The sequence below is a fragment of the Lysobacter sp. A421 genome (assembly GCF_054052145.1).
The window spans coordinates 593,571-606,235 of sequence record NZ_JBSVRL010000001.1 but is presented as its reverse complement, the minus strand read 5'-3'; the positions used below and the strand labels follow the sequence as shown (position 1 = coordinate 606,235).

Annotated in this window: 13 protein-coding genes; 5 read left to right on the top strand and 8 right to left on the bottom strand. The window is 63.3% G+C overall.

Going from position 1 to position 12,665, the window contains the following annotated elements:
* Positions 1–32: 32 nt before the first annotated feature.
* The 8 genes from galU to cmk all read right to left on the bottom strand — a co-directional run bounded on the left by galU (position 33) and on the right by cmk (position 8,478).
* Complete coding sequence (galU, locus tag ACW7G6_RS02815) at positions 33–932, bottom strand: UTP--glucose-1-phosphate uridylyltransferase GalU (protein ID WP_456979362.1); 900 nt, start codon at positions 930–932, stop codon at positions 33–35.
* Positions 932–2,845, bottom strand: coding sequence for a polysaccharide biosynthesis protein (locus ACW7G6_RS02810; RefSeq protein ID WP_456997518.1), 1,914 nt, complete (start codon positions 2,843–2,845; stop codon positions 932–934). The genes galU and ACW7G6_RS02810 overlap by 1 nt, the downstream gene beginning before the upstream one ends.
* The gene (locus tag ACW7G6_RS02805) at positions 2,842–3,828 is read right to left on the bottom strand and encodes a lipopolysaccharide biosynthesis protein (protein ID WP_456979882.1); all 987 of its coding nucleotides are present in this window, start codon (positions 3,826–3,828) and stop codon (positions 2,842–2,844) included. The genes ACW7G6_RS02810 and ACW7G6_RS02805 overlap by 4 nt, the downstream gene beginning before the upstream one ends.
* Positions 3,829–3,835: 7 nt before the next feature.
* Entirely contained in the window at positions 3,836–5,014 is a 1,179-nt protein-coding gene (lapB, locus tag ACW7G6_RS02800; protein WP_456979360.1) for a lipopolysaccharide assembly protein LapB, read from the bottom strand.
* A gap of 3 nt (positions 5,015–5,017) precedes the next feature.
* Positions 5,018–5,284, bottom strand: a complete 267-nt coding sequence (locus tag ACW7G6_RS02795) for a lipopolysaccharide assembly protein LapA domain-containing protein (protein WP_456997517.1) — start codon at positions 5,282–5,284, stop codon at positions 5,018–5,020.
* A gap of 90 nt (positions 5,285–5,374) precedes the next feature.
* Positions 5,375–5,677 (bottom strand): integration host factor subunit beta, encoded by a 303-nt coding sequence (locus tag ACW7G6_RS02790; protein WP_456979358.1) that lies wholly within the window; start codon positions 5,675–5,677, stop codon positions 5,375–5,377.
* 190 nt (positions 5,678–5,867) lie between these two features.
* Positions 5,868–7,559 carry a 30S ribosomal protein S1 gene (gene rpsA, locus ACW7G6_RS02785; protein WP_456979357.1) on the bottom strand — a complete coding sequence of 564 codons (1,692 nt, stop codon included), beginning with the start codon at positions 7,557–7,559 and terminating at the stop codon, positions 5,868–5,870.
* A gap of 223 nt (positions 7,560–7,782) precedes the next feature.
* Entirely contained in the window at positions 7,783–8,478 is a 696-nt protein-coding gene (gene cmk, locus ACW7G6_RS02780) for a (d)CMP kinase (protein ID WP_456979356.1), read from the bottom strand.
* 134 nt (positions 8,479–8,612) lie between these two features.
* On the opposite strand from cmk, the gene ykgO reads away from it, so the two are divergent.
* The 5 genes from ykgO (at position 8,613) to ACW7G6_RS02755 (ending at position 12,584) form a co-directional block, all read left to right on the top strand.
* Positions 8,613–8,738, top strand: coding sequence for a type B 50S ribosomal protein L36 (gene ykgO, locus ACW7G6_RS02775; protein WP_456961425.1), 126 nt, complete (start codon positions 8,613–8,615; stop codon positions 8,736–8,738).
* Between the two features lie 191 nt (positions 8,739–8,929).
* Positions 8,930–9,280 (top strand): hypothetical protein, encoded by a 351-nt coding sequence (locus tag ACW7G6_RS02770; RefSeq protein WP_456979355.1) that lies wholly within the window; start codon positions 8,930–8,932, stop codon positions 9,278–9,280.
* A 26-nt stretch (positions 9,281–9,306) separates the two neighbouring features.
* Positions 9,307–10,377 (top strand): agmatine deiminase family protein, encoded by a 1,071-nt coding sequence (locus ACW7G6_RS02765; RefSeq protein WP_456997516.1) that lies wholly within the window; start codon positions 9,307–9,309, stop codon positions 10,375–10,377.
* Positions 10,374–11,273, top strand: coding sequence for a carbon-nitrogen hydrolase (locus ACW7G6_RS02760; RefSeq protein WP_456997515.1), 900 nt, complete (start codon positions 10,374–10,376; stop codon positions 11,271–11,273). Before ACW7G6_RS02765 ends, ACW7G6_RS02760 begins: the two co-directional genes overlap by 4 nt.
* A gap of 93 nt (positions 11,274–11,366) precedes the next feature.
* Complete coding sequence (locus ACW7G6_RS02755; protein WP_456997710.1) at positions 11,367–12,584, top strand: TraB/GumN family protein; 1,218 nt, start codon at positions 11,367–11,369, stop codon at positions 12,582–12,584.
* Positions 12,585–12,665: the final 81 nt, after the last annotated feature.

Here is a 12,665-nt window from a genome sequence, read left to right as displayed (position 1 = left end):
AGCCGACCGGCGCGTGAAAAGTCAAACGATGATTACTCCAGCTCGGTGACACCCATTTCCTTCAGCGCATCGCTCATCAGTGCCTGGGCGGCGAGGCTCAGCTTCTCGTGATCAAGCGCGTAACGGATCGTCGCCCCGATCAGGCCGATATGGGTGCCGCAATCAAAGCGTGTGCCCTGGAAGCGGTAGGCGTTGACGGCCTCCTCGACCAGCAACCGCGCGATCGCGTCGGTCAGCTGGATTTCACCGCCCGACCCCGGCGAGGTGGTTTCCAGGAACTCGAAGATGCGCGGGCTCAGGACGTAGCGACCGACCACCGCCAGCGTACTGGGCGCATCAGCCGGCTTGGGCTTTTCGATGATCGCGCGGATGCGTCCCTGACGGTCGGAAAAATCCTCCGTCGCCACGATGCCATAGCTGGCGGTCTTTTCGCGCTCCACGTCCTGCACCGCGATCATGTTGGCGCCGGTGGCCTCGGCGGCATCAGCCATCTGCTTGAGTGCGCCCGGACCGCGGTTCCAGATCAGGTCATCGGGCAGCAGCACCGCAAAGGGCTCGTCACCAATCACGGGCTTGGCGCAAAGCACCGCATGGCCCAGCCCGCGCGCCTCGGTCTGGGTGACGAACACCGCCCGCACTCCCTTGGGCAACGGGTTGCGGACCAGCTCCAACTGCTCCAGCTTGCCGGCACGCTCAAGCTTTTCCTCAAGCTCGTAAGCCTTGTCGAAGTAATCGGCGACCGCGTGCTTGTAGCGATTGGTGACGAATACCAGCGTATCGCATCCCGCCTCGATCGCCTCGTCTACCGCGTATTGGATCAGTGGCCGGTCGATGATCGGCAACATCTCTTTTGGGACGGTCTTGGTGGCGGGCAGGAACCGGGTTCCGAGCCCCGCAACCGGGAATACTGCCTTGCGGATACGTTGCGACATCAGACTTTCCTTGCCGTGCGCGAGGGGAACGCCACTACGGTGGAGGGCTCGACCGTGGCTTGTGGATGCATGCCGATGGATTGGAATTCCGGGACGGTCGAGTGCACCAGTGTATCCAGACGTTCCAGATCGTAGCTTCCGCACGCGTCGCGCAACTGCCTCAGCGCGGCATGGATGTCGGTGGCAACAACCGCACGTGGCTCCGCCTGCAGGATCTTCGGATGCGCGGTGGCGCGGTAGCATTCATCTGCGTGGAACAGCACTTCGTGCAGCTTCTCGCCCGGGCGCAAGCCGGTATAGACGATGGACACGTCCCGCCCGGGCTGCTTGCCGGCAAGCCGGATCATCTGCTCGGCCAACAAGCGGATCGGTATAGGCTCACCCATGTCGAGCGTATAGATTGCCTCATGGGTGCCGATTGCCGAGGCTTGCAGGATCAGCTGGCAGGCCTCGGGGATGGTCATGAAGTAGCGGGTTACCTCGGGATCGGTAACGGTCACCGGCCCACCACGGCGGATCTGCTCGCGGAACAACGGCACCACGCTGCCAGCGGAGTCGAGCACGTTGCCGAAGCGCACCGTCACGAAGCGGGTGCTGCGATGGTCGACCAACGACTGGCAGACCATCTCCCCAAGCCGTTTGGTTGCACCAAGGATGTTGCCGGGATCGACCGCCTTGTCGGTGGAGATCAACACGAAAGTCCCGACCTCCTCCCGACGGCAGGCTCTGGCCACCGTCTCGGTAGCGAGCACGTTGTTACGGACGGCTTCGCGCAACTGCGTTTCCAGCAGCGGCACGTGCTTGTAGGCGGCCGCATGGAACACGGCTTCCGGTTCTGCAGCCTGCAGTGCGTAATCAATGACGGCCGGATCACCACAATCACCGAGTACCGGGATGTACTCCAGGTCGGGAAAATCCCGGCGCAGGTTGGCCAACACGGTGATCAGCGCCAGCTCGTCCTGTTCCACCAGAGCTATGCGGCGCGCACCGTGGCGGGCGCACTGTTTGCACAGCTCCGAACCAACCGAGCCGCCGGCGCCGGTGACCAGCACCGAGCGAGCGCCCAACCAACTGCGGATGGCCTTCCAGTCGGGGAGCACCGGTTGGCGACCCAGCAGATCCTCGATGGCCACTTCCTTCAGTTCACCCGGCAGCGAACGACCCTCAAGGGTGTCGAGCAAGCGCGGCACCATCCGGAACGGCAACCCCGAGCGCTCACAAGACGCCACCACTGTCTGCATGGCTTTCGCATCGGCCGACGGCATCGCGATCACCAGCAAGCGTGCAGCGGTCTCGCGTGCGATCTCGGCTACATCCGCGACCCGGCCCAACACCGGCACGCCTTGCACCTTGGAGCCACGCAGGCGAGAGGCATCGTCCAGGAAACCTACGGGCTGATACGTGCCGACGCGCCGCAGGTCGCGGACCAATGCCTCACCGGAACCACCAGCGCCAAGAATGAGGATCCGTATCGAAGCACCATGGCCCCGGTCCATCCGGCTGTCTTTCCATGCGCGATACAACAGTCGCGGCGCACCGAGCATGCCCATCAGGACCAATGGATACAGCACCAGGACGGTGCGCGAAACCAGGTTCAGCCGATTGTAAAGAAACAGCCCCAGTACGATTGCGAACAGCCCAAGTGCACACGCCTTGAAGATATTCCACAGGTCGGGAACGCTCGCGAATCTCCACAGACCGCGATAAAGACCTATCTGCCAGAACACCAGGCCCTGGGCAGCCAGTACCAATGCGATTTCAGTCGACCACCACGTCATTTCGGGTGGGTTCAACATCACCCCATAACGCATCCGGTGCAAGCCCTGCCATACCACCCAGACCATCGCGAGATCGTGCAATACCACCGCTATCCGCGGTGCCGACGACGACCAACGATCCTTCCATGCGCTCATTCGCGATCCTTCTGGGTCGACATGGGAGCTGCCGATTCAATACGTTGCAATACCCACCATGCAAAAGCGGCAGACGTATACCACGCTGCGCAGCTGCAAAGCAGGACCATTGTGCTGGTTCCAAACATGACGACCACCGCGATGCCGGCAATTATTGTCCAGCCTGCATAGGCCAATGTGACCATCACATGACCATCCCGGCGCGCCCATACCTGGTACGCGTGCTGGGTATGGGGGACCCACCAGCGTTCGCCGCGAAGCACGCGACGCAGCAGGGTAAGGCCAGCGTCGACCAGGAATGCCGACAACGGCAGCAGCAGCCAACCGGCATGCGTACCGATCCGTGCGACGCCGACCGCGACCAGTGCGGCAATCGAGAAACCGATGGCGCCGCTGCCCACGTCGCCCAGGAATATCCGGGCGCGGGGAAAATTATACGGCACGAACCCGAGGCACGCGGCGGCGAGCGCCGCGGCCAACAAGCCCCACACGCCACCGAGCAGCAACGCCACCACGACGGCGAGCAACACCGCCTGGCTGGCCGCCAGACCGTTGATCCCATCCATGAAGTTCCAGACATTGGTCAGGACCATCACCAGCACCAACGCCGCCACACCAGCCCAGGGGTTGCCGGATGTCAGCTGGACAGCAATAGCGAACAACACCGCGGCCAACCCATGTACGGCAAGTCGCAACCAGGGCGAGAGCGGCCGGTGATCATCCACCAGGCCCACACCGGCCACCAGTACCAGGCCGCTGGCGAAAGCCGCCAGCAGGGTCCGGTAGGCCGGGTCACGAAATGCCAGTGCTGCCGACGCCACCAGCAACGCAGCCACGATCGCGATACCGCCGCCTCGTGGGGTGGCAACATGATGGCTGCGCCGCTCGCCAGGATGATCGACAAGATCACGCTGGAGCGCATAACGGCGCGCCAACCAGGTGCCAACGGCGGCGACCGAGGCGTGGAGGAACAACCAGGCCAGCACGGTGTCAGACCACAGCGTAGTTCAACAATGGCTTGACCGTGCCCCATTCCTTGCAGCTCGGGCACTGCCAATGGTGGCTGCGCGCGCCAAAGCCACAACGATTGCATCGGTAGCTGGGGTTGCGTACGAGCAGCTGGTCGGTGATGTGTTTGAGGTCGTGCAAGGTTGCCAATGGATCCGCACCTTCGGCAATGCTCAGCTCCATCAACGCCGCTTCGCCGCGGACCGAAGGGCGATCTTTCAGCTCTTCGGCCAGGTAGGCGCGCGCGGCCGCCACCCCATCCTGACTCTCGACCATCCGCGTCAGCGCCAGTACCGGTGCGATGCCGCGATAGTGCTCGCACATCTCGGCCATGAACGCACGGGCACCCGGGCCATCGTCCACTCTTTCGTAACACGACAGCAACGCCGGCATGACCTCTGGCAGGTAGTCCGGGTCGGTTCGCGCGACTCGCTCGAACGCGCGGATGGCACCGGCATCGTTGCCGGCGTCAACCTCCAGCCGACCCTCGAGCATGCCCGCACGTACCGAGTTCGCATCGGCTTGGTAGGCACGGGCAACGGCGGCGCGAGCGGCCTGGACGTCGCCGGCGGCACGATGTCGGTCGGCCAGCTCGCATTCGAACTGGGTAATCAACTTGCCCATTGATTCGCCAGTGGCTGACTCGTAACGCTGTGCGTTTTCGATCGCCTTGTCCCAATCGCGCTCGGATTGATAGATGTTGATGAGGTGACGCAGCGCCAGCGGCGCCCGCATGTCGAGGTCCACCAGGTCACTGAAAACGGTCTCGGCCCGGTCCAGCAGGCCCGAACGCATATAGTCCTCGCCCAACGCGAGCAGGGCCTGGACCTTTTGCTGGTCACTCAGGCCCGGACGCTGCACCAGTGCCTGGTGCAGGCGAATCGCACGGTCAACCTCGCCGCGACGACGGAACAGGTGGCCCAGGGCGACCTGGGTCTCAAAAGTTTCCTTGTCCAGCTCCGCGATATGCAGGAACAGCTCGATCGCCTTGTCGGGCTGCTCATTCAACAAATAGTTGAGTCCGCGAAAATACGTTGTCGAAAGCCGACTGACCTGGGTGCTGCTATGGCGCTCGCCGCCGCGGCGACCGACCACCCAACCGCTTACCGCCGCAATCGGCAGCAACAGGAAAAACCAGAACCACTCGTTGATGAACTCCACCGGTCAGGTCCCGCCATCCAGTGACTTCGTCACGTCGCGGCTGCGCTCAGCGAGTGCGAGGCGACGGCGCAACGGCAATATCACGCTGGCGCTCAGGGCAAGCCCACCGATCACCACCCCGAGCAACAGCGCCACGATCAGCGCGATGCCAAGGTTGGCAGGTATGTGGCTGAAACCCACGTCGATGCTTACCGGCTGCAAATTGAGCGCTCCCACGATGGCGCCCAGTACCAGGCACGCAATTGCAATGAGCAATCGGATCAAACGCATGACAGCCTCCGGTCGGTTCCTGCTAGGCGTACAGCTTAGCTGAACAGCCCCCACGTGTACGCAAGCGCGTGTACAAAAGTACCGCCCGCCCTAGTCGGCCTCTTCCAGCGGCGTGGCATCGCAAACGCGTTCGCGCAGGTCCTTGCCGGGCTTGAAGTGCGGCACATGCTTGCCCGACAGCGCGACCGATTCACCGGTCTTGGGGTTCCGGCCCATGCGTGGCGCGCGGTAGTGCAAAGAGAAACTTCCGAAACCACGTACCTCGATGCGCTCACCATCGGCCAGCGAGCCCCCCATCATTTCCAGCAGTGCCTTCACCGCCAAATCCACGTCTTCACCCTTCAGGTGGCGTTGGCGCTGGGCCAGGATCTCGATTAGCTCTGACTTGGTCATGGGCAATGCGGGTGCTCTTGAAGGAACGTTACCAGACGCGCGGAAATCAGCTCGAAGGCGGTGACGCCATCATCGACGGCACCCCAAACGAAGGACGGCCCGGCCAAGGCCGGGCCGTCCTTGTGGCCAACACCAGCGATAGCACTGGCGAGGACCCATGCGCTGCCTGAATCAGGCAGCGCAACCGAAATCACTCGGATTTATTGCTGTTGAGCTGCTCGCGCAGCAGCGCACCCAACTTGGTGGTACCACTCGCCGCATCGGCACTGGCACGGTTGTAGTCGGACACGGCTTCCTGCATCTCCGCCTCGTCCTTCGCCTTGATCGACAGCTGCATGGTCCGGCCCTTGCGGTCCATACCAATGAAGCGTGCCTCCACCTCGTCGCCAACCTTGAGCACCTTGCTGGCATCCTCGACGCGATCCTTGGAGATGTCGCGCGCCGCCACGTAGCCTTCGATGCCGTCGGCCAGTTCGATCGTCGCACCCTTGGCGTCGACTTCCTTGACCGTGCCGGTAACGATGGAACCGCGGGTGTTCGACGCCATGTACTGGCCGAACGGATCCTGCTCCATCTGCTTGACGCCGAGGCTGATGCGCTCGCGCTCCGGGTCGACTGCAAGTACGACGGCTTCCAGGGTGTCGCCCTTCTTGAACTCGCGGGCGAGATCCTCGCCGGTGGAGCTCCAGCTGATGTCGGACAGGTGCACCAGCCCATCGATACCGCCGTCCAGGCCGATGAAGATGCCGAAGTCGGTGATCGACTTGATCTGGCCTTCGACCTTGTCGCCCTTCTTGTGCAGGACCGCGAAGGTCTCCCACGGGTTGGACGAGACCTGCTTCATGCCCAGCGAGATGCGGCGACGCTCCTCGTCCACGTCCAGCACCATGACCTGCACGTCGTCACCGACCTGCACGATCTTGGACGGGTTGACGTTCTTGTTGGTCCAGTCCATCTCGGACACGTGGACCAGGCCTTCCACACCCGGCTCGATCTCGACGAACGCGCCGTAATCGGTGACGTTGGAGACCTTGCCGAACACGCGGGTGTCGGCCGGGTAGCGGCGCGCGATGTTGTCCCACGGATCCTCGCCCAGCTGCTTGAGGCCGAGGCTGACGCGGTTGCGCTCCTTGTCGTACTTGAGCACGCGCACGTCCAGCTCGGCGCCCACTTCCACCACTTCGGACGGATGGCGCACGCGCTTCCAGGCCATGTCGGTGATGTGCAGCAGGCCGTCGATGCCGCCCAGGTCCACAAACGCGCCGTAGTCGGTGAGGTTCTTGACCACACCCTTCAGGATCGCGCCCTCGACCAGCTTCTCCATCAACTGCTCGCGCTCTTCCGAGTGCTCGCTCTCGACCACCGCACGGCGGGAGACGACGATGTTGTTGCGCTTGCGGTCCAGCTTGATCAGCTTGAACTCGAGTTCCTTGCCTTCCAGGTAGGTCGAGTCGCGCACCGGGCGCACGTCGACCAGCGAACCCGGCAGGAAGCCGCGGACATCCTTGATGTCGACGGTGAAACCACCCTTGACCTTGCCGCTGATGCGGCCGGTGATGGTCTCGTTCTTCTCGAGCGCTTCCTCAAGCTCGTCCCACACCATCGCGCGCTTGGCTTTCTCGCGCGACAGCACGGTCTCGCCAAAGCCATTCTCGATGGCATCCAGGGCGACTTTCACCTGGTCGCCCACGGCGACGTCGATCTCGCCGTCGTCGTTACGGAACTGTTCGATCGGCACGATGCCTTCGGACTTCAGGCCGGCATTGATGACTACCACGTCGGTACGAACTTCGACGACGGTGCCCACCACGATGGAGCCAGGCTTCAGCTTCGCGAGGAATTGCTCGCTTTGTTCGAACAGTTCTGCAAATGATTCGGTCATTGGAAAATATCCGATTGAACACACGGGCCGCACCGGCTGGCATCGTTTCCCGCAGAGGCAAACGCAAGCAGCACGTGGTCGACCCACCCGTTGATGTGGTGCGATGCAGCTGCACCATGTGTCGGTTGGTTGATCCGCCGCGGGATTGCGACGGGTAGAGTTGGAACGAGTAAATCTGGAACAGATAAATCTGGAACAGGTAAATTTGAAGCGATGATCCCTGCTACGCGGTCATCAGGCTCAGGACATGCTCGACGACCTCATCGATGCCGATTCCGGTGGTGTCGACGGTCACGGCGTCATCGGCCGGTCGCAGCGGCGCCACCGCACGACTCGCGTCACGGGCGTCACGGGCCAAAATCTCCCGTAGCAGACCGCTTAAGGTAACGGAAACCCCCTTGTCATTCAACTGCTTATAGCGCCGGCCCGCCCTCTCCTCGGCACTGGCAGTAAGGAACACCTTGTGGGCGGCGTCGGGGAAGATGACGGTGCCCATGTCGCGGCCGTCTGCGACCAGTCCCGGGGGCTGCCGGAACGCGCGCTGGCGATCCTTCAACGACGCACGCACCTCGGGAATGGCGGCAATCGCGGACGCGGCGGCCCCCGCGGTTTCGGTGCGCAGCTCGTGGGTGGCGTCGGTACCGTTCACCCATACCTGCAACTCCTCACCGACCTCGCGAAAGCCGATTTCGGTGTCAAAGGTGCAGCGCACCAGCGCGGAAGGATCCGCCAGGTCGATGTCGCCCCAGCCGGCGGCAACGCCGATGGCGCGATACAGCGCGCCGGAGTCGAGGTAGTGCCAGCCCAGCCGGCGCGCGACCAGGCGACTGATGGTGCCCTTGCCCGATCCGGAGGGGCCGTCGATGGTCAGCACCGGCGATGCGGCGGGGTCATTTGCGATGAAGGGTGTTTTGGTCATGCCCTATTATGCGTGGATGCAAGCGTTGTCCGGCACCTGCTGGATAAAAGCGCCCTACCCCCTTGATCTGCCACGCAAAGACCCGCTAGAATCGCCGGCTTACTCGTTTATCCATCCGTTGCCTGAGGTTTGTCATGAAGATCGTGAACTCCCTGAAGTCGGCGAAGACCCGTCACCGCGACTGCAAAGTCGTTCGCCGTCGTGGCAAGGTCTTCGTGATCTGCAAGTCGAATCCGCGTTTCAAGGCGCGTCAGCGCTGATTCTGCGGGCGCGTCTGCGCTTGGTCGAGAAAGCCGCCTCCGGGCGGCTTTCTCGCATCTGGCCTTCCCATGCTGGAACCGGCGTGCTGGAACCGGCGTGTTGAAGCCGGCGCCTTGAAGCCGGCGTCGTCGATCCGTGACGTGCGCTGCCAGTTGCGGCGGCCTTGCGCTTACAATCCAAGCCTTCTTGCATGGGGAATGGGGACATGATGATGAAGACCGGCGTTATCGCACTTTCGTTGCTCGCATTATTGACCCTGGGCAGCACCGCTTCGGCAGAAACTTTGCTGATCGAGCGCGTCCAGCAGCAAAACCCGGCGACCGTGCCGGCCCGTGGTCAAAGCATGGGACAGGTCGAAGCCCGCTTCGGAGCGCCCGCGCAACGGCTGGACCCACGTGGCGGGCAAAAGCAGCAATGGCCGACCATCAACCGCTGGGCCTACCCCGCCTTTACCGTCTACTTTGAGAACAACCGCGTGATCGACGTGGTTGCCAACCAGGCCGACACCAGCGAGATCGGCCCGAAACCGGCGATCTTGTGACCGCTCACTATGAACCGACCTGATCGATGACTGATTTATTGCGCTTTCCGGCCGAGTGGGAACCCCAATCGGCGATCCTGATCGCCTGGCCGCACGCAGGCACTGACTGGGCCGAGCATCTGGGCGACGTCGAAGAGACGTATATCGCCCTGGTCGCGGCAATCACCCGCTTCCAGGCGGTGCTTGTCTGCGTCGCCGATGAAGACGTCGAGGCCTATGCACGCGCCCGCCTGGCTTCGGCACGGGTCGAGATGGAGCAAGTCACGTTCATCGAGATTGCCTATGACGACACTTGGCTACGCGATTCCGGCCCCATCACCCTGGTGACAACCGACGGCTACCGGCTGCTGGATTTCCGCTTCACCGGTTGGGGCGGAAAATTCCAGGCCAGCCGCGATGACCGCTTGGTGGAAGCCCTGAGTGATCTCGGAATCTTCATTGACAGTTCCCGGCAAGCCATTGATTTTGCACTTGAAGGTGGCGCCATTGAAACCGATGGTGCCGGCACGCTCCTCACCACGTGGAGATGCTTGAGCGAGCGCCACCCGGATGCGTCCAGAACGGCGCTGGAGCAACAACTGGCTGGCTGGTTGCAGCAGGACCGGGTGTTGTGGCTGGATCACGGCTATCTGGAGGGTGACGACACCGACGCCCACATCGACACCCTCGCCCGCTTCGCCGCGACCGATGCCATCGTTTACCAGGCCTGCGACGACCCGGATGACTCCCATTTCGCCGAACTGCAGGCGATGGGCGCCGAGCTGTCGGCCTTGCGCACTCGCAGCGGCCAGCCTTACCGGCTTTTTCCGCTGCCATGGCCCAGGCCCGTGGTCGACGGCGGACGTCGCCTGGCCGCCAGTTACGCCAACTTCCTGGTAATCAACGGCGCAGTGCTGATGCCCGCCTACGATGACATCGCCGATACGGCCGCCGCGGCAGTATTGTCGAAGGCATTCCCGGGCCGTGAAATCGTACAGGTCCCGTGTCGCTCGCTGATCTGGCAGAACGGCAGCTTGCACTGCATCACCATGCAGCTGCCGGCGGGGCTGGTTCCGCCTGCCGTCCGGCAGCGATCCCAGCCAATGGAATCATCATGAGCAACAAGACCCTTCCCGTCGCGCTGATCCAGGAGCGCGCCATCATCGACCAGGGAGCCGGCAACGCCGACGCCAACCTGGGGTTGATTGAACAGCGCGTGGCTGAGGCGGCCAGGCAGGGTGCAAAGCTGGTCCTGTTGCAGGAGATCCACAACGGCCCCTATTTCTGCCAGCACGAGTCGGTCGACGAGTTCGACCTTGCCGAGCCGATCCCCGGCCCCAGCACCGAGCGTCTCGGAAAACTGGCACGGCAGCATGGCGTGGTGCTGGTCAGCTCATTGTTCGAGCGTCGCGCGGCGGGGCTTTACCACAACACCGCCGTGGTGCTTGAATCCGACGGCAGCATTGCCGGCAAGTACCGCAAGATGCACATTCCGGATGACCCGGGGTTCTACGAGAAGTTCTACTTCACCCCGGGCGACCTGGGTTTCGAGCCGATCGACACCTCGGTGGGTCGCCTCGGCGTGCTGGTGTGCTGGGATCAGTGGTACCCGGAAGCAGCCCGGTTGATGGCATTGGCTGGCGCCGAGCTGCTGCTGTATCCCACTGCGATCGGCTTTGACCCCGAAGACGACCAGGCCGAAAAGAACCGCCAGCGCGATGCCTGGATCATCAGTCACCGCGGTCATGCGGTAGCCAACGGCCTGCCGGTGCTGAGCTGCAACCGTGTCGGCCACGAGCCCTCGCCCCTGGGGACGTCAGGAGTGGACTTCTGGGGCAACAGCCACGTGCTGGGGCCACAGGGAGAGTTCCTCGCCGAGGCTGGCAGTGAGCCGGAAATCCTCATGGCCGAAGTCGACATGCAACGCAGCGAGGACGTCCGGCGGATCTGGCCGTTCCTGCGTGATCGCCGCATCGACGCCTATGGCGACTTGCTCAAGCGCTACCGGGATTGAACCTTCGCCGGCGCAGCGCGTCCAACCCGGCACAGTGCCACCGTCACATTCCCCCTTGCTCCAACTGGTTGCCGCTTGATGACTGATACCACCGTGGACGACATTACCCCGGACTTCCTGCGTGGGCAGCCACATGAAGTCGTCGAGCGCGACGGCGTGCGCTACACCCTGCTGGGCACCGCCCACGTATCACGGGCCAGCGTTGAAGCGGTTGCCGCCGCGATCGCCAGCGGCAACTACGATGCGGTCGCGGTAGAGCTGGACGCACCCCGCCTCAATGCCCTCACTGATGCGGACTCGATGGCCAAGCTTGACCTGGTCCAGGTGATCCGTTCCGGCAAGACCGCGATGTTTGCCGCCAACCTTGCCCTGTCCGCCTACCAACGCAGACTCGCCGAGCAACTGGGCGTGGAACCCGGCGCCGAACTCAAGCGCGCGGTTCTGGAAGCCCGGGCACGCGAATTGCCCGTGCACCTGATTGATCGCGACGTCGGCCTGACCTTCAAACGCGCCTCGTCCCGGCTCGGGTTCTGGGGACGCGCGAAGCTGGGCGGCGGGTTGCTGGTCAGTCTGATTGCCGATGACGAGGTCGGCAGCGAGGAGATCGAAAAACTCAAGCAGGGCGACATGCTGGAGGCGAGCTTCAACGAGTTCGCCAGCGAAAGCCCGGCCGTCTACGAGACGGTGATTGCCGAACGCGATCGGTATATGGCGGCTCGCTTGCGCGAGATCCGCCAGGACACCAACAACGACGGCTCACGCGAGGTGCTGGCGGTGGTCGGCGCCGGTCACCTGCAAGGGCTGGCCCGGCATCTGCGCGAGGAGACCTCCGCACCGACCGCGATCCGCGAGGAGCTGGAGTCGCTGCCGAAGAAGAGCGGAATCCCGTGGGTCAGTATCGTGGTGAGTGCCATCGTGATCGGCGGCTTCGCCTGGGGCTTCTCGCAAGGCGGCCTGGATGTCGGCTCGGAGTTGCTGCTGCAATGGGTGCTGGCGACCGGCTTGCTGGGCGCGGCCGGTTGCGCGATCGCCGGCGGGCACCCGTTGAGCATCCTGGTCGCCTTCCTGGTCTCCCCGATTACGCCATTGCACCCTGCACTGGGGTCGGGAATGCTCAGTGCGTTGGCCGAGGCCACGCTGCGCAAGCCGACTTACGCCGACTTCATGGCCTTGCGTACGGACGTGCAGACCATGCGTGGCTGGTGGCGCAACCGGGTCGCACGGATACTGCTGAACTTCTTCCTGACCAGCATGGGCACGGCGATTGGCGTATGGGTCGGCGGACTGAAAATACTCAGCACCGTGTTCTGATACGGCGCCGTCACATCCCGTTCGGGTCGCGCCCGTGTCGTGGCGACCGGGATACAACTTGCCGGCCAGACGGACCGGCAA

Bases quoted from the DNA above. Each gene is read 5' to 3' on its own strand.
- ykgO (WP_456961425.1), top strand. From the start codon at position 8,613: ATGAAGATCGTGAACTCCCTGAAGTCGGCGAAGACCCGTCACCGCGAC.
- ACW7G6_RS02765 (WP_456997516.1), top strand. From the start codon at position 9,307: ATGACTGATTTATTGCGCTTTCCGGCCGAGTGGGAACCCCAATCGGCG.
- cmk (WP_456979356.1), bottom strand. From the start codon at position 8,478: ATGACCAAAACACCCTTCATCGCAAATGACCCCGCCGCATCGCCGGTG.
- ACW7G6_RS02760 (WP_456997515.1), top strand. From the start codon at position 10,374: ATGAGCAACAAGACCCTTCCCGTCGCGCTGATCCAGGAGCGCGCCATC.
- ACW7G6_RS02810 (WP_456997518.1), bottom strand. From the start codon at position 2,845: ATGAGCGCATGGAAGGATCGTTGGTCGTCGTCGGCACCGCGGATAGCG.
- rpsA (WP_456979357.1), bottom strand. From the start codon at position 7,559: ATGACCGAATCATTTGCAGAACTGTTCGAACAAAGCGAGCAATTCCTC.
- ACW7G6_RS02790 (WP_456979358.1), bottom strand. From the start codon at position 5,677: ATGACCAAGTCAGAGCTAATCGAGATCCTGGCCCAGCGCCAACGCCAC.
- ACW7G6_RS02770 (WP_456979355.1), top strand. From the start codon at position 8,930: ATGGGGAATGGGGACATGATGATGAAGACCGGCGTTATCGCACTTTCG.
- galU (WP_456979362.1), bottom strand. From the start codon at position 932: ATGTCGCAACGTATCCGCAAGGCAGTATTCCCGGTTGCGGGGCTCGGA.
- ACW7G6_RS02795 (WP_456997517.1), bottom strand. From the start codon at position 5,284: ATGCGTTTGATCCGATTGCTCATTGCAATTGCGTGCCTGGTACTGGGC.